This is a genomic window from Streptomyces sp. NBC_00299, assembly GCF_036173045.1.
Classification (GTDB): Bacteria; Actinomycetota; Actinomycetes; order Streptomycetales; family Streptomycetaceae; genus Streptomyces; species Streptomyces machairae.
Genome location: NZ_CP108039.1, coordinates 3,020,649 through 3,034,940, shown reverse-complemented (window position 1 = coordinate 3,034,940; position 14,292 = coordinate 3,020,649). Strand labels below are relative to the sequence as shown.

The following is a 14,292-nucleotide window of genomic DNA, read 5'->3' as shown; positions in this document are numbered from 1 at the left end:
CCGCCATCCGGCTCAACGGTTGAAGTTGCACCAGAAGCGGGCGAGTGGCTCAAGAGAGCGGGGAGGGATGGTTCGTGCCGTTCACTCTCCGAGGGGCTGTCCATGGCTGAGGCTGCTGTTGACTGGGTAGCGCGTGGAATCGCGCTTGCAAGCGCTGGTGTGGCGACGCTCAACATGCTCATCTCGTACCGCACGTTCCGACGTGTACGACCCAAGGTGAAGGTGAGCGTACAAGGCTCGGACGTTCGGGGAGGCGAAAAGGGGTACAACCGCCTTTACACTCTGCGGCTTACCAACGACGGTGGAACCCCAGTAACCGTGGAAAGCGTTGATCTTCTCACCCATTCCCAGTCCTTCACGGATGTGGACAGCCGAAAAACCGACGGCGCCAAAGTCAGGACGATCGTGGTTCCCGCTCACGATGGCGTTACCCACAGGGTCAGGTTCGATCTGCCAACGTCTCTCGCCTTCAATAGGGACGTGCCCGTACGATTTCGCGTGTTGCTCTCCAACGGGCGTGCGGTCGTCAGCCCGAAGTACAAGGAGAAAGGGGAGCTATTGGAATGGTAAGTAGCCGTCGAGAGGGTCTGATGCCCCTATCTATAGAGAGGAGTGACGTAGCTACCTTTCTGCCTCGGACGTCTTTCCTTACATCTTCTCTATCCCGATCAACTATCCCCGAGGGGTATCCCGGGGATATCCCGCGGTTCACAAAAGCCCAGGTCAGAGGGTGTCCCCGCTATCCCCGGGATAGGCGGGGATGCTCCGGGATGGTTCAAGCTCTGAGGGGTATCCCCGGTGCCCTCCATCCCATAGGGGAGGGCACCGGGGATACCCAGGTTGAAAAGAGGGCAGAGATGGATGTTTACACGTCAGGACACCCGCCAATCGGATGGTGATCAGCGCGCGTCCAACCACAGCGCACCAGCCATCCCCCTACCGTGGCCGTATGACTTCGGCAGTCGAGTATGTCCAGTTGGCGTTTAGCTGCACGGCCACCAACTGGTTCCTGGGTATTGGTGCCTTCCTGCTACTTGCCGCAGTTGGCGGCATGGCCTCGGGTGAGGGGCTTGATGAAGCAGCGGGTTGCTGCGGCCTGGTTCTCGTGCTGATCGTGGGTGGCGCACTGCTCGGCGTTGGCGTCAACTCGCTTGCCGACGGCTGTCAGTAGCCGCCGCTAAGCGGCTTTCTGTCGGTAACTGGTCGGGAACCAGGGGCTGGTCCAGGGCGCGGCGGTGGTCAGGAGCTGGCATCGCAGATCACCACGACCGCCGGGGCGGTGGGGAGGCCGCCACCAGTTGCTTGAGCAGGTCGAGGAAGTCGGCGGCCCGCCGGCGGCCGAGCTGGTAGCCGCGGGTGCCGGTGGTGACTTCCAGCGCGCCCGACACGGTGAGCTGCCTGTTCCTGCCCGGGGTGGGGATGTGCGGCCGACGGCCGGGCAGTGACCAACTGGAGCGGATGTGGGGCAGCAGGTGCAGGTGGGTTTCGTCGGTACCCAAACCACCGCCCCCGCCGGCAGCAGGCGCAGGCGTTTCACGATCGCGGCCACCACGGCGTCGTGGGCCGGATCGCCGCGGGCGATCAGTTTGGGCCGCCGCCAGACGGCCACCTGCCGCACCCGGCGATACAGCTTGCGGCAGCTGATCTGCGGTCGGCCCAGGTACCGGTGCAGCCTGGTCACGGTCCACGGCCCGGGCCGCTGAAGCAGCGCGGTGATCCGCGCGGGCAACCGGGTGGCGCCCAGGTGCAGGCCGTCAATCCCGTGGGTGTTGAAGCGGCCGATCCAGCGGCGCACCGTGGCCGGGTCGCACTCCACCAGCGCGGCGATCTGCGTTGGTGGCAGGCCCTGCAGCGACAGCAGTACCATCACCGCCCGTAACGCCGACCGCCATGGGCCCCGCAGAAGGCCACGTAACTTCGCGCACTCGGTGGCGGACGCGTTGGCGAACACGGTGGGCGGGCGCACACTGACCACAACCTCGCCGGGCGGGCGGACGTTGCTGACACTTCGATCGAACGCCCGGCGAGGGCGGTGTCAACGCCTCCCGCACCAGATGGCCTCAACTCCAGTTACGTGCAGCACTTCTGGATACGCGCTTAGCGCGATCGGCGCACGCGGTCGTGCGCGAGGAGGCTCGGCGGCGCCGCAGCGGCGGACACCGCCGCCGTCGTCGCGACGCTCGAGCGGATCGCGTGCGCGGAGCGGGCGCGGGCGGCCTGGACCTGCGCGGACTGCTGTGACCTGTCCGGACGGCCGCGCAGGGCTCGCTCGGCCCCCGCCATCTCGACGAGCGCGTCGCCGGTCTCCATCCAGGTGAGGGAGTAGTGCCAGCCCTTGGCATCGCGCTCGACGATGGCCTTCGCGAACGCGGCCTCGGCGCGAGGGCGATCCGGCAACAGCGCACCGGTGACATCCTCGAAGTCGGCCTGAAACACGCGCGCCGCCCTCCAGGGCCTCACGCAGCACCCGAAGCCGGTACGGCCACCTCCCATCTGCACGATCCTGCGGATCCAGGAACGTGTGCATCTCCTCGGCGTGGGCGACCAGGGCAGGGCCGTGGTCGAGGAAGGGAGCGAACAGAGCCCACATCTCCGCATCCCGTTGTTGCTGGCGCAGGTCGTAGCGCTCGTCGAGGGGCCAGTGGTCGGCGTCGCACAGGCTGTCGGAGATCGCGTCCCACTCGGCAAGGACCCGCTTGCCGGCAGCTACCGCCGTGGCGACCTGTTCAATGCCGGCCTCATGTACGGCCCGCTCGTAGCGGGGAAGCAGCCGGTTGGCCACCGCGGTCGCCGCGCGCACCGGGTCCGCGTCGACGACGATGCCGTTGGGCGCGTTCACCCGGCCCGCGCCATCGCTGCCGCTCGGCTGCAAGGCGGCGATCAGAAACTCACGTTTGCGCCGCGGGCGGTCGACGACGACCAACTCGCAACCGGTGTCGCTGGTGAGAACGGCGTCCCGGGACAGCACGAACTGATCGAAGGCCCAGTGCACATGCCCGAGGTCCCAGACCCGCTGCGCGAGCGTGAACTGATCGGCGTACGCGGCGTGCTCCTGGGCGACGACGGTCCATGAGCCGGGCAGTCGAGCGGCGAGTCCCTTGGCGAACGCCGCAAGGTCCGCACGGTCGTTCGACTTGCGGGCTGTGGAGGCGACCTGGCGCTCTGACGCCGACGCGGCGAAACGAGATACAGGGGGGTTGCCACCTCGCGTGGTCGGTGCCCGGTCAGCCATGACGTCGGCCCGTTTCGTTGGGCGGCGGAGCCTGGCGGGCGTCGAGCCGCCGGGATTCGTCAAGGACCCCGAACGGGCCTGTGGCCAGGGGGATATGGCTGTGAGAGGCGTTGGCCGCAGTGGCGTGGAGGTAGTGCTGGACGAGTCGATGCGCCAAGCGGCGGATCGTGTACTGCTGAGGCATGAAGGCGGACTTCCTGGGGACGCTCGGGGCGGGAAGACTTGGGGGTCGGGACGTGGCACCGGCCCCTCGAACGGTGGGATTGATCAAGGACGAGTGATCGCGGCCATCCGGGCGTCCGTGTCAAACAGCTCGCGTTCCCGCGGATGCAAGAGATGTTGAGTAATGAATGATCGGCCTGCCACCTTCCACAGACCGCGCCCCTTGGTGAGAGCGGAGACGGCCTGGGTCTCGACCCCGCTCAGCCCCAACAGTGAAGCGGCGGAGGCGAGTTGGTCGGCTTCCTGGCGGTAGATGATCCGGGTGGAGCAGTCGGTGAGGAGGCCCTCGGCCAGGGCGCGTCCGCGGGAGCCGGCGTCACCTGCGGCCAGCAGGTCGCTGAGGCGGTGGATGACCATCAGGTTCGCGATGCCCAGGCCGCGGGAGAGCTTCCACTGGCTCTGCATCCGCTCCAGCAGCGCGACGTGGCGCATGACGCGCCAGGCCTCGTCGTAGATCACCCAGCGCCGTCCTCCGGCGGGGTCGGCGAGGGCGGACTCCATCCAGGCGGAGGCGCAGGTCATGGCCAGGACGAGCGCGGTGTCATCGCCCGCGCCGCCGAGGCGGGAGAGGTCGATGGACAGCATCGGCGCGCTGGGGTCGAACGCCACGGTGCTCGGTGCGTCGAACATCCCGGCCAGATCGCCGTGCACGAGTCGGCGCAGGGCGTGGGCCAGGTCCTCGGCAGCATGGCCGAGACGGCCGGACAACTCGCCGAGCGCGGCATCGAGCCGCTCGGGGGAGCCGAGGACGTAGGCGACCTCGCCCAGCAGCGGCGTGGTGCCGTTGGCCTCGGCGTAGGCGACGACCTGGTCGAGCGCCACGTCAAGGGCGGTGTGCTCCATGGGATGCAGTTCGCGCCCCAGGACCGTCTTCGCGAGCGAGCCGACCAGCAGCAGCCGTCGCTTGCGGACCTCGCTCCTCCAGTCCTCCTCGCTGACGCCGTACGGCCGGGCGGGTGCGTCCAGGGGGTTCAGGCGCCCGGGCAGGCCGGGGCCGAGCGCGATGGTCTGCCCGCCCAGTTCCTGGGCGACTACGGTCCACTCGCCCTTCGGGTCGCAGGGCACGTAGATCCGGTATCCGAAGGCCACGGCGCGCACCGCGAGGGACTTGGCCAGGGCGGACTTGCCCATGCCGATGATCCCGGCCAGCAGGATGTTCGGATTGGTGAAGCCGTCGAGGCGCCCGTAGAGGGCGAATGGGTCGTAGGTGAAGGCCGCCTCCGCGTGGACGTCACGGCCGATGTAGATCCCCTGCGCGCCGAGACCGCCCTCCGCGAGGAAGGGGTAGGCCCCGGACGCGGTGGCCGTCGTCATCCGGTGGGCGGGGAGCTTGAGACGGCCGCCGCGGGCGGCGGCCGGGCCGGGACGGCCGGCGGCCGGGTAGGTGGCCCGTAGGGCGGGGTCGAGGCCGGGTGCGGTCGGGCGGGCTTCGGGGCGTGCGGCGTGCCGGGCCTGCTCGCGGGCGGCGGCGAACTGGTGGCGGGCGGCGCGCGCCGTGCGGCGGTCGCTCTTGCGCGCGACGAACAGCGGGCTGGCACTGGCACGGGTACGAGTGGCCATGGGGGTGGTGCTCCTGGCAGTCAGTGGCGGGTGAGGCCGGTGAAGGGGTCGCGCAGATCGGCCGGGGTGTGGTCACGGCGGACGCGGGTGGCGGTGGCCAGGTGGCGCTGGCACACGGTGAGTTCGGGCGCTCCCTCTGGCAGCCGGGCCCGGCACGCCTCCCGGGTGGGGAGGCGGCCGGAGCCGGGGTGCGGGGCGGCGTGGAAGGCTGCGTGGAGGTGCTCGGCTGCCTGCCACAGCCGGATCCGGCACGCCCGCAGATGGTCGCCCTCCGCCCTGGCCACCGGTGTGGTGCGGGCGGTGTGGGCGTCGAGCAGCCCGTACAGCGCAACGATGTGGGCGTGCAGGGAGTCGAGTTCGGCACGGCTGGCGGCGACCGGGGCGACCGGCATGTTGATCGCCTGGTGGAAGTCGAGCGCGGCGGTGGCGAACGGGACGAAGTCCGGAGCCAGTTCGGGCAGGGGCTCGGTCGGCATGGGGGTGCCATTCGGTAGAGCGCGAGATGGTGGTGCGGGTGCGTGCGCTACGGGCGGGCGAGGGGCAGGGCGGCGTTGGTGAAGGCCTCGGCCTGCTGCCAGGTCAGAAGGCGCAGGTCGACGAGGGCGGCGACGGCGGCCGTCTCGATCGCGGCGCAGGCGGCGTTGAGCTGCTCGTCGGTGTCCGCGCTCACGGTGAGCAGGCCGGTGAGGGCGACGTCGGCGTGCCCGGCGATCAGCTGCCGCTCGCGCTGCTTGATGTCGGCGTACTCGACCGAGTCCTCCTCGGAGTCGACCTGGCCCTTGCGCTGCCGCTCGGCGGCGTCGGCGATCACGGTGGCCTTGCGGCGCTGTACGTCCTTGAGCGCGGAGTCCAGCCCCTTGGGCTCGTAGGTCAGTGAGAGCGTGCGGCGTACGCCGGAGGTGAACAGGAGCTGGTGCAGGAAGCCGGGTGAGGTTTCGATGCGGGGCCAGTTCTCGATCCAGAACGTGGCGTGGTGGGCCGAGTCGGTCTGGATCCGGTCGGCCTTCTCGACCAGGACGACGGGGCCGGCGGCAGCGGGCTCGGCCTGCGGGCGGCCCGAGGCCGACCACTGGTCCAAGGCGGCCGACGACTTCGGGTCGTACGCGGTACGGATCACGGCTGCGATCTCGGCTGCTTCCAGCCAGCCGCTGGGCGTCAGACCGGCAGTGCGGGCGGCCTGGTCGAAGGTGGCGGTGAGCTGGGCCAGGACGGCGAAGCCGCCGGTGAGCCCGCCTCCGGCCTGGTTGATCAGACGGCGGGCGGCCTTGAGGTCGAGGGCGAGCGCGACGTACGCCTCGTGCGGGGCCGCGGCGGGGCCGGCGGCGGCCAGAAGGTCGATGTAGATGGGGCCGGCGAGGTGGGTCGCCTCGTTGCCGTGCTCGTGCCAGTAGCGGTTGAGCGCGTCGCCGGAATCAGGCACCGTGCGCTCCAGGACCTGGACCCGGGCGATGTGCCCGGTGCGCGCCAGGGCCGCCAGCGTCCGCCCCCAGCCTGCGACGTTGCTGGACTGGGTGGCCGGATCGAGCAGCGCGAACGCACGCGAGGAGACCTTCACCACCGCGGTGAGCGTGCCGTGGTGCGGATCGTGCACCGCGCCGAAACGATCGTGCGGGGCGGTGACCACCCGCAAGGACGCCGCCGTGCCCGGGAGATGCAGCAGGCCCTCGCGACGCGGCCGAGTGGACGGCCGGGCGAGCCAGACCAACTGTCCCCGGAAACGACGCAGCGCGTACCGAGCGGCGATGGGCGCCCAGTCGGCGAGGGACCGTCCGCGATGGCGGACGAACACCACTGCAAGAATTCCCGCCCACAGCGGTATGAGCTTGAGCGCCCCGGTGACGCCGGAGGTGAGCAGCACGGCGAGCAGCAGCAGCCCGGTGACGGTGACGACGATCAGCTGAGGGGCCGACAGGCCGAGCAGGACACCGCGCCGCGAGCGATGCGGGAACTTCACGGTGGCCGGGCCGTCAGGCTGAGAGGTGTCGGAAAGCATGGCGAAGCCGTCCTTGGAACGTGGCGAGCAAGAAAGAAGAGAGGGGAGACGGGGCGGGCGGCGCCAAAGGCGACCGTTGCTGCCCGCCCCGTCAGGCGAGGGCTACGAGCCCGATCCAGCCGGCGGCTCGGGATAGACCCACCGCTGCGGCGTGGCACCGCCCTGCGCAGACGGCCCGCCCACCGGCCCGGAACGCCGGGGTGCCGGCGGATCCAGGTGCGTGACCCGCGGCTGGGCCACCGCCGCGCCCTGGGGCGTCGGCCCGGAGGAGACCGGTGCCGCGTCGGCCGCCGTGCCCTGGCCGGGACGCTGGATCAGCGGCTGCCCGCGGTCACCGTCGGTGGGAGGCCGGCGGATCAGTGCCCGGCCTTTGTCGCCGGTGGCGTTCGGGTCCTCGCCGAAGCGGAAGTGGGTCTGCTTCGGCTTGTCGTCGCCACGAGAGCCACCGGTCGGGTCGATACCGGAGGCGACACCGCCCCAGCCCTGGCCCGGAACCTTCGACGGGCCCTGCGGAGCACGCATGCCGGTGCCGGCCTGCATCGCGAGCTGGCCCGCGGTCTTCGCCGCACCGGCGGCCACCGCCACCCCGGCGACGCCCGTACGGTGAAGGTCGTCATGGCCGGAGCCGTCGGCCGCCCAGTGCACGAACTTGTACGTCGCGTACGGACACAGCATCACCAGGACCATGACGACGACGCCCGCCAGAACGTCCGACAGCGCGCTGATCCCGTCCGAGGCGTCACTCTTGCCCATGGCCGAGACGCCCAGCAGGAACACGATCGTCATCAGCAGCTTCGAGACGATCAGAGTCGCGGTGGCCTCGATCCAGCCGCGACGCCAGCGCCGGGCCACTTCCCAGCCGCCCCCGGCCCCGGCGAATACGGCGAGCGTGACCAGGACCAGGATGCCGACCTTCCGGGCGACCATCACCGCCCAGTACAAGAAGGCACCCACCGCGCTGCCGAGCGCGGCGATGGCTGGGAGAGTCCAGCCCAGGGCGTACGTGGGCCCCAGGTTGTTGACCGCGATGATGCGGCGAACGGCGTCGTCGATGGAGGTGTTGGCCGCCTTGAAGAGGCCGGCGCTGAGGGCGTCGACGACGGTGATCGCCACGGTGGTGCAGGCGATGGCGGCGAACGCGAACAGGACACCGGCCACCGTGCCGCTGACCGCTTGGGCCAGGGCACGTTCGTCCCGGCGCCAGGCGGCGCGGGCGAGCTGCAGGCAGAACGTGCCGACGGTCAGGATGAGGCCGATCGGCAGCAGCAACTCGTAGTTGCTCCTGAACCACTCGGCATTCAGGTCGATGGCCGTCGTCCTGTCGACCGCCTTCGACGCCAGCTCGGCGGCGGCCTGGGCCATCTCGCCCATCGACTTCGCGATCCAGGCGCCGATGCCATCGGTGACAGCCTCACCGGTCGAACCGACGACGCCACCGATGGTGTTACACATCGTCTGCATCAGAGGCAGGTCACAAGCCCCCATGAGGGCACCTCCTTTCGGGAGCGGCGGCGATCACGGCGCGACGCTCGGCAGCACGCCGACGAGGGCGCAGTCGTGGTGGGGACGGCACTGGACGGCGAGCGTCGTGGAGCGCGACTCGGCTCCGGCGCCCGAGCCCTTCCAAGCGATGGCCTGCTTGCCGGTGACCGTGACGGCGTAGACGTACGCCTCGGTGATCGCGCCGGGGTCCTGGGCCAGGGCGGTCTTGAACGCCTGCGGGTAGTGGCCCTCGCCGATCGTGGCGCTGGCGTGCTGGCGGTTGTCGTGCATCCGCGACCACAGCACCGGGCTGGGGATCTGGTTGGTGATGGACGCCCAGTCGGCGTACTTCTTCTCGTCGGTCATCCACCGCTTGAGCCCGGCCACATGCTCGGCCCGGGAGATGGAGCGGGTGTCGTACGACCAAAGGACCTTGGTGGCCGCCTTGGCGAAGGCGATCGGATCGCTCGTCCGGGGCGGCGCCGCGATGGCCTCACGCTTGCCGTTGGTCGTCTCCGGCGAGGCCGACTCCGGGGCGGACGTCCTCGCCGGAGTGGGGGCCGCGGAGGCTGCGGGCTCCGGGCGAGTCAGGTACGCGAGCAGTCCGGAGATCGCCAGCAGCACCGCGAGCACGATGCTGCCGAGAGCGATACGCCGAAGGACCGAGGAGGGCGCCCCGTAGGTGCGCTCCTGAGCAGTGCGGGAACGTTTCCTCGGCATCAGTGGACCTGCGTCCCCATCGCCGAGAAGAACGCGACGATGCCGTTGGCCGCCCCGAGCAGCAGGGCGCAGCCGGCGGCGACGACGGTCCCCTTCTTGCCGTTCGCCTCCGCCTGGTGGCCGCCGCTGTGGTGGCCCCAGGCCCAGACCAGGGCGGATATGGCCAGCGCGCCGACCACCGCGATGATGCTGTAGAGGTTGATCGAGGAGACGACGTTTTTCAGCACGCTGAGGCCGGGAAGCCCGCCCTCCTTCGGTGTGATGCCGGGGTTGTACGCCAGATACTGGCCGTGCTGCATGAGCTTCACTTGGAACTCCAGTGCGATTTTGGGCGCGCGAGGGCCCGAGAGGAGGTGGAGGGAGGGGAGAAGAAGCCGGTCAGACGACCCGGCGGGCGGCGACGACGTCCGCACGCCATTCGGCGAGGGTCGAGATCTTGACCACGTCGCCGGTCTTGGGGGCCTGCAGGATCAGCCCCTGGCCAATGAACATCCCGACGTGTTCGGGCGCTGCGGCCGTGCCGCGGGTGAACAGAAGGTCACCCGGCTTGAGGGCATCGACGCTGACCGCCTTGCCCTCTTTGACCTGCGTGTACGTGGTCCGGGAGAGCGAGACACCACCGGCCTTGTACGACGCCTGCATCAGGGACGAGCAGTCGCACCGGCCCATCGGGTCCTGACCGTGCGGATCCGAGCAGTTGCCGCCCCACTGATACGGCGTACCGAGCTGACCAAGTCCCCAACGGATCGCCGTACGCACCGACTTGGGCGAATTAGTCGGGATCTTGTAGCCCTCGGGGACGGACCCCACGGGAATCGGACCGAACGAGGACCCGTCCCCGCCGGTGCCGCACGCGGTAGCCGCCGAGGAGGTCGTCTGCTCGTCCTCACCACCGGTGTCGCTGTCCTTGCCGGAACTTCCGTTCTGGCCGAGCGACTTGGCGATGGCCTTCTGGAGTGCTGTGGCCAGCGGCTCCCACTTCGCGTACGCGTCGGGAAAGCCGCTCTTCTGAACCGCCTGTGCGGCCTGGGCGACGGTCATCGACTGCCAGCCCGAGACCTTGAGCAGACCCTCGTAGAACTTCGTCGAGGCATGCACCGGATCACGAACTTCAGCAGCCGTACCCCAACCCTGGCTGGGCCGCTGCTGAAAGAGACCGAGTGAATCCCGATCGCCATAGTCCAGGTTCCGCAGCCCCGACTCCTGCAGAGCCGTGGCCAAGGCAACGATCTGCCCCCGCGCCGGCACCTTCATCGCGATACCAGTGGCCTGGATTGTCTGGGCGTTCGGGATCTGCTCCTCGGGGTCATCCAGCCCGGGAACGGACACGGACCCCTTGTCGCCGCCCTTGAGGATGGACTCCACCTGCTTCGCGACCGCCGCGCTGTCCACAGCCTGTGCACCGTCCGCGGAACAGGCGGCCTGAGCACTGCTGGAACCAGCGAGAGCGACAGCGACCGGCGCTATCAACAATGTCGGGCCGAGGGCCACGGCCCCTGCTATGGCGATGGCCTTCTTCACGGGCGCCGGCCGAACGCCGACCGGCAGGACAGGGAATTTGGCCCCGCGGAGGGGCGCGCCTGGGCATGCTGCATCGGCAGCTCCTTACTCGTAGGCAGCGCGGCGCAGGCGTTCTCGTCGAAAAGGTCACCGGCACCGCGCCGGGTTATGAATTCGCAATCCCTTGGGGAGGCAGGGAAACCAGGGCCGGGAGCTGCTAACTCCCGGCCGCTGGCCCCTTATTTGAAAGCGGCAGCCAGCCGCGCTCGTAATCTCACTCGCCACATGGGGAGGCCCCTTCGCCGATTAGGAAGCCAGTCGGTGGGGTGTCAGGCACGCTGTCCTTTGGACGGAACGGCACGCATCGACACAGCTCAGCAGGGGCGGAACCAGGTCCCGTCCTGCGAACACGGCGAGACTGTAGGGACGAAGTACGGCCGCACCAAACGGCCTGTGCTTCGGGCGGTTTTGGGGCGCTGAGCTGGGATCTGCTTCATTGGGTGCGGCCGGAATTCGGGGTTAACCTCCAGCGCATTGCTCGCTACGGCGGCTGCTTTCGCAGTTCCGCCGAGCGACCCATGCCGACGTGCGCTTCCCTCCGCGAGCGGAGAAATGGGCGCACGACCGCCCCCTGAAAGAGAGAACCGCGCAATGCCGTACACCCTGCACCGAGGCGACGCGCTGACCGCCCTCGCCGGCATCCCCGACAACAGCGTCGACGCCGTGATCACCGACCCGCCCTACAACAGCGGCGGCCGAACGAGCAGCGAGCGCACCGGCCGCTCCGCGCGCGCGAAGTACACCTCGGCGGACGCCGAGCACGACCTTGCCAACTTCCCCGGCGAGAACCGAGACCAGCGCTCGTACGGCTTCTGGCTCACGCTCCTGCTCACCGAGTCCTATCGCGCGACCGTCGAGTCCGGCACCGCGCTCGTCTTCACCGACTGGCGGCAGTTGCCGACGACGACGGACGCGCTCCAGGCCGCCGGCTGGACCTGGCGCGGGATCGCCTCGTGGCACAAGCCGGTCTCCCGGCCGCAGAAGGGTCGACTCAAGCAGTCGTGCGAGTACATCGTGTGGGGAACCAAGGGTCCGGTCGATGCCAACCGGAACCCCGTCTACCTCCCGGGTCTCTACACGGCGAGTCAGCCCCGGAAGGAGCGCGTGCACATCACGCAGAAGCCTGTGGAAGTGATGCAGGAGCTGGTGAAGATCTGCCCGCCGGGCGGAACGGTCCTCGACCCCTTCACCGGCTCGGGGACAACCGGCGTCGCAGCCTTGCGCGAGGGGCGCCAGTTTATTGGCGTTGAACTCTCCGAGCACTACGCCGACATCGCCGAAGCTCGGCTATTGGAAGCGATGCAACAGAGCGCACGCCGCGAAGACTTCATTCTCGCTGGTCCCGAGGAATAGTGACGCCCTGAGTGAGGCGAGTCCGGAGCATTCGGTCAGGGGACTTACCGCTCACACAGCGGAGTGCAACAATGTTGCGTTGTATGCATCATCCGGAGCGGGTGGTGAGCATGATCGAGGCCCCTGGCTCGGCGCTGCTGGTGTTGGCGGACGGTGTCGTGCCGTTGGACCCGGAATCGACGGTGTTCCGGGCGATGTTGGAGGGCTGGGCCTGCCAGCAGCGGGCGTGGTTCCTCGACGAGCGGGAGACCATCGAGCCGCGTCTGGCCTTGGTGCGGCGGAGGCGGAGGCGTTCATCAGCAATCTCCGCTCGGGGCCGCGGCCGATCATGGTGTCCACGGCGCGGAGTTACGAGATCACGCTCCAGCTGTTCTGCACGTACCTGACCGACGCCCGTTACCAATGGGGCCGGGTCTGCTCGGAGCGGTTCGGGACGGCGCCGCACCAGGTGTTCCACGAGTGGAACAGCCTGACGCACATCGCGGACTACGAAGGCGATCCGCGGCGACGGCCGTTGGACTACGACGAGGTCCAGGCCCTGTTCGACACGGCGGACGGCCGGGTGGAACAGATCCGGGCTCGGCGCGTCAAAGGTGCGCTGCTGGCGAAGGCGGGCTGTGACGGTGCTCCTAGAAGGGGGAATGATCACCTGCCAGGCGAGCTCTATGCTGGTTGCTAAGCGTAATCAAGAGCGAAAGGAGACGGCGCAGCAGGACTGTGCGCTCTCTGCGCAGTACGAGGTCTGGCCCGTAACCCGCGCTCAGCCGATTACCCACTTGATGAGCGCGAGCACTGCCGTGGTCATCCCACCGATGGCGGCGAGGATGGCGAACGTGATCGTCACGACGTCGTACTTCGTGACCTTCTCACTATCGAGTTTGTCGGCCAGCTTCTCCAGAGTGTCCGTGCGGTGCTTCAGCTCCGTGAATGCGACTTCCGTGGTCAGGTTGGTGGCCTCGGTTGCCAACCCCGCAGTGGCCTCGGCGCGCTCCCGGTCCAACCGCTCGGAGCGCTCCTTCTCCATGGCGGCGTGCTCGTCGAGCACCTTCAACAGGTGTTCGCGAGTCTCCGGGTCTGTGACACTCGCACTTACTTCCTGACGGAAGTCCTTGATCTGCTCGGCTGGACGCAGTGAGTTGATCCGCTCCAGGATCAGGGTCTTTCGCTCCAGCAGTGTGGGGAGGATCCCCAACTCCATTTGCGCATTTTCGGCTTTGTCCGCCAGGACGAAGAGGACTGTTCCAGCTTTTGCCGCCAGTTCCACCCTCGCTACAGGAAACGAATCCGGATGCTCGATCGCCGTGTTCACCGTCTCCAGGGACGTCTGTAGTTCGGCGAGCGACTGCGCCATGATCTGGTCGACGGTCAGCCGGAGTTGTTGAAGCGTGGCCTTGAAGAACCCATCAGTGAAGGTTGTCACTTGCGTGTCGACCGGATTCACCGACCCCATGCTGCACGCTCCCTCGATGCCAGACGTCCGACCGATACGCTCATGAGCCGGAGGGCGATGCCCACCACAGCTGCCCTTGAGTGGTGTAGACACCTCGGTGTCTTGCCTTCAGCTATGACAACCACTCCCTCAACCTTCTTGGTCATCGCTTGCGGAAGCGCGACCACTAGTGGAAGGAACTCTGCTCCCGGTTATCCCGTGCGCGGATCATGTCCGTTCGCGTCGTACATCATGCGATCACCGACTCTGTTCAGAGGTAGAGTTGAGGTTCGAGCCATCGAGGTTACCGACAGTGTTGCCCGTTCCGGCAGCTCCTTCGACAGCATCGCGATCAACGGCGGTGCACCCGATCGCGTCAGCGCCGAAGAACATGCATGTCCTGCCTTGCGCCGGTTAGCACAGTGACTTGAGTTGTTGGTGGGAGATCGGGTGGCAGGCGAGTTCGTGGAAGAGTTCGTGCATTGTTGGATCTGCTTTCCCGTCGCACGCATAGACACCTGAAGTCTTTCAGCGAGGCGAAGGTGCACTCGGCTGGGCAGGTAGGAATACCGCCGATCAGGAATACCCGCACTCCACCGGTAGAGGCGAGGCTCCGAGCGGAGCTGACCCGGGACGACTTCGTTCTGGCAGGACCGGAGGCATGAGTATGAGAGCGATCGGACCGGGGCCGACGGACCGCAGACGGATAAGGGCGGTTGGTGCATCGACAAACCGAGGCAC

15 protein-coding genes and 1 pseudogene are annotated in these 14,292 nt (G+C 68.4%); 5 read left to right on the top strand and 11 right to left on the bottom strand.

Annotation, left to right across the window (positions count from 1 at the left end; genetic code table 11):
- Nucleotides 1–102: 102 nt before the first annotated feature.
- Nucleotides 103–570, top strand: coding sequence for a hypothetical protein (locus OHT51_RS13170; RefSeq protein WP_328879110.1), 468 nt, complete (start codon nt 103–105; stop codon nt 568–570).
- A gap of 379 nt (nt 571–949) precedes the next feature.
- Nucleotides 950–1,171 carry a hypothetical protein gene (locus OHT51_RS13165; RefSeq protein ID WP_328879109.1) on the top strand — a complete coding sequence of 74 codons (222 nt, stop codon included), beginning with the start codon at nt 950–952 and terminating at the stop codon, nt 1,169–1,171.
- A 6-nt stretch (nt 1,172–1,177) separates the two neighbouring features.
- Here OHT51_RS13165 and OHT51_RS13160 read toward each other — a convergent pair.
- A pseudogene (locus tag OHT51_RS13160) lies at nt 1,178–1,966 on the bottom strand (helix-turn-helix domain-containing protein).
- 131 nt (nt 1,967–2,097) lie between these two features.
- Nucleotides 2,098–2,436 carry a hypothetical protein gene (locus OHT51_RS13155; RefSeq protein WP_328879108.1) on the bottom strand — a complete coding sequence of 113 codons (339 nt, stop codon included), beginning with the start codon at nt 2,434–2,436 and terminating at the stop codon, nt 2,098–2,100.
- Between the two features lie 85 nt (nt 2,437–2,521).
- Between OHT51_RS13155 and OHT51_RS13150 the strand changes: the two genes are divergently transcribed.
- A complete protein-coding gene (locus OHT51_RS13150) occupies nt 2,522–3,073 on the top strand; it encodes a hypothetical protein (protein WP_328879107.1) in 552 nt (183 codons plus the stop codon).
- Between the two features lie 426 nt (nt 3,074–3,499).
- Here the strand turns inward: OHT51_RS13150 and OHT51_RS13145 are convergent, their stop codons facing one another.
- The 7 genes from OHT51_RS13145 to OHT51_RS13115 all read right to left on the bottom strand — a co-directional run bounded on the left by OHT51_RS13145 (nt 3,500) and on the right by OHT51_RS13115 (nt 10,730).
- The gene (locus tag OHT51_RS13145; RefSeq protein ID WP_328879106.1) at nt 3,500–5,014 is read right to left on the bottom strand and encodes an ATP-binding protein; all 1,515 of its coding nucleotides are present in this window, start codon (nt 5,012–5,014) and stop codon (nt 3,500–3,502) included.
- A 20-nt stretch (nt 5,015–5,034) separates the two neighbouring features.
- Complete coding sequence (locus tag OHT51_RS13140; protein WP_328879105.1) at nt 5,035–5,490, bottom strand: DUF6238 family protein; 456 nt, start codon at nt 5,488–5,490, stop codon at nt 5,035–5,037.
- A 47-nt stretch (nt 5,491–5,537) separates the two neighbouring features.
- A complete protein-coding gene (locus tag OHT51_RS13135; protein ID WP_328879104.1) occupies nt 5,538–7,007 on the bottom strand; it encodes an SCO6880 family protein in 1,470 nt (489 codons plus the stop codon).
- 102 nt (nt 7,008–7,109) lie between these two features.
- Complete coding sequence (locus OHT51_RS13130) at nt 7,110–8,492, bottom strand: SCO6881 family protein (protein ID WP_443052470.1); 1,383 nt, start codon at nt 8,490–8,492, stop codon at nt 7,110–7,112.
- 30 nt (nt 8,493–8,522) lie between these two features.
- Nucleotides 8,523–9,209 carry a hypothetical protein gene (locus OHT51_RS13125; RefSeq protein WP_328879102.1) on the bottom strand — a complete coding sequence of 229 codons (687 nt, stop codon included), beginning with the start codon at nt 9,207–9,209 and terminating at the stop codon, nt 8,523–8,525.
- On the bottom strand, nt 9,209–9,508 hold the full coding sequence (locus tag OHT51_RS13120) for a DUF6112 family protein (protein ID WP_328884311.1): 300 nt from the start codon (nt 9,506–9,508) through the stop codon (nt 9,209–9,211). Before OHT51_RS13120 ends, OHT51_RS13125 begins: the two co-directional genes overlap by 1 nt.
- A 79-nt stretch (nt 9,509–9,587) precedes the next feature.
- Nucleotides 9,588–10,730: a C40 family peptidase gene (locus tag OHT51_RS13115; protein ID WP_328879101.1), complete on the bottom strand. Its 1,143-nt coding sequence runs from the start codon at nt 10,728–10,730 to the stop codon at nt 9,588–9,590.
- Between the two features lie 630 nt (nt 10,731–11,360).
- On the opposite strand from OHT51_RS13115, the gene OHT51_RS13110 reads away from it, so the two are divergent.
- Nucleotides 11,361–12,122, top strand: coding sequence for a DNA-methyltransferase (locus tag OHT51_RS13110; RefSeq protein ID WP_328879100.1), 762 nt, complete (start codon nt 11,361–11,363; stop codon nt 12,120–12,122).
- 88 nt (nt 12,123–12,210) lie between these two features.
- Here the strand turns inward: OHT51_RS13110 and OHT51_RS13105 are convergent, their stop codons facing one another.
- Nucleotides 12,211–12,375 carry a hypothetical protein gene (locus OHT51_RS13105; protein ID WP_328879099.1) on the bottom strand — a complete coding sequence of 55 codons (165 nt, stop codon included), beginning with the start codon at nt 12,373–12,375 and terminating at the stop codon, nt 12,211–12,213.
- Between the two features lie 75 nt (nt 12,376–12,450).
- Here OHT51_RS13105 and OHT51_RS13100 point away from each other — a divergent pair, with 75 nt between their 5' ends.
- Nucleotides 12,451–12,801, top strand: a complete 351-nt coding sequence (locus OHT51_RS13100; protein ID WP_328879098.1) for a hypothetical protein — start codon at nt 12,451–12,453, stop codon at nt 12,799–12,801.
- 81 nt (nt 12,802–12,882) lie between these two features.
- On the opposite strand, the gene OHT51_RS13095 is transcribed toward OHT51_RS13100, so the two are convergent.
- Nucleotides 12,883–13,572 (bottom strand): hypothetical protein, encoded by a 690-nt coding sequence (locus tag OHT51_RS13095; RefSeq protein WP_328879097.1) that lies wholly within the window; start codon nt 13,570–13,572, stop codon nt 12,883–12,885.
- Nucleotides 13,573–14,292: the final 720 nt, after the last annotated feature.

Excerpts from the sequence above, each read along its gene's own strand:
- OHT51_RS13170 (WP_328879110.1), top strand. The coding sequence starts at position 103 with ATGGCTGAGGCTGCTGTTGACTGGGTAGCGCGTGGAATCGCGCTTGCA.
- OHT51_RS13165 (WP_328879109.1), top strand. The coding sequence starts at position 950 with ATGACTTCGGCAGTCGAGTATGTCCAGTTGGCGTTTAGCTGCACGGCC.
- OHT51_RS13145 (WP_328879106.1), bottom strand. The coding sequence starts at position 5,014 with ATGGCCACTCGTACCCGTGCCAGTGCCAGCCCGCTGTTCGTCGCGCGC.
- OHT51_RS13140 (WP_328879105.1), bottom strand. The coding sequence starts at position 5,490 with ATGCCGACCGAGCCCCTGCCCGAACTGGCTCCGGACTTCGTCCCGTTC.
- OHT51_RS13135 (WP_328879104.1), bottom strand. The coding sequence starts at position 7,007 with ATGCTTTCCGACACCTCTCAGCCTGACGGCCCGGCCACCGTGAAGTTC.
- OHT51_RS13130 (WP_443052470.1), bottom strand. The coding sequence starts at position 8,492 with ATGGGGGCTTGTGACCTGCCTCTGATGCAGACGATGTGTAACACCATC.
- OHT51_RS13125 (WP_328879102.1), bottom strand. The coding sequence starts at position 9,209 with ATGCCGAGGAAACGTTCCCGCACTGCTCAGGAGCGCACCTACGGGGCG.
- OHT51_RS13120 (WP_328884311.1), bottom strand. The coding sequence starts at position 9,508 with ATGCAGCACGGCCAGTATCTGGCGTACAACCCCGGCATCACACCGAAG.
- OHT51_RS13110 (WP_328879100.1), top strand. The coding sequence starts at position 11,361 with ATGCCGTACACCCTGCACCGAGGCGACGCGCTGACCGCCCTCGCCGGC.
- OHT51_RS13105 (WP_328879099.1), bottom strand. The coding sequence starts at position 12,375 with ATGGTCTCCCGCTCGTCGAGGAACCACGCCCGCTGCTGGCAGGCCCAG.
- OHT51_RS13100 (WP_328879098.1), top strand. The coding sequence starts at position 12,451 with ATGGTGTCCACGGCGCGGAGTTACGAGATCACGCTCCAGCTGTTCTGC.
- OHT51_RS13095 (WP_328879097.1), bottom strand. The coding sequence starts at position 13,572 with ATGGGGTCGGTGAATCCGGTCGACACGCAAGTGACAACCTTCACTGAT.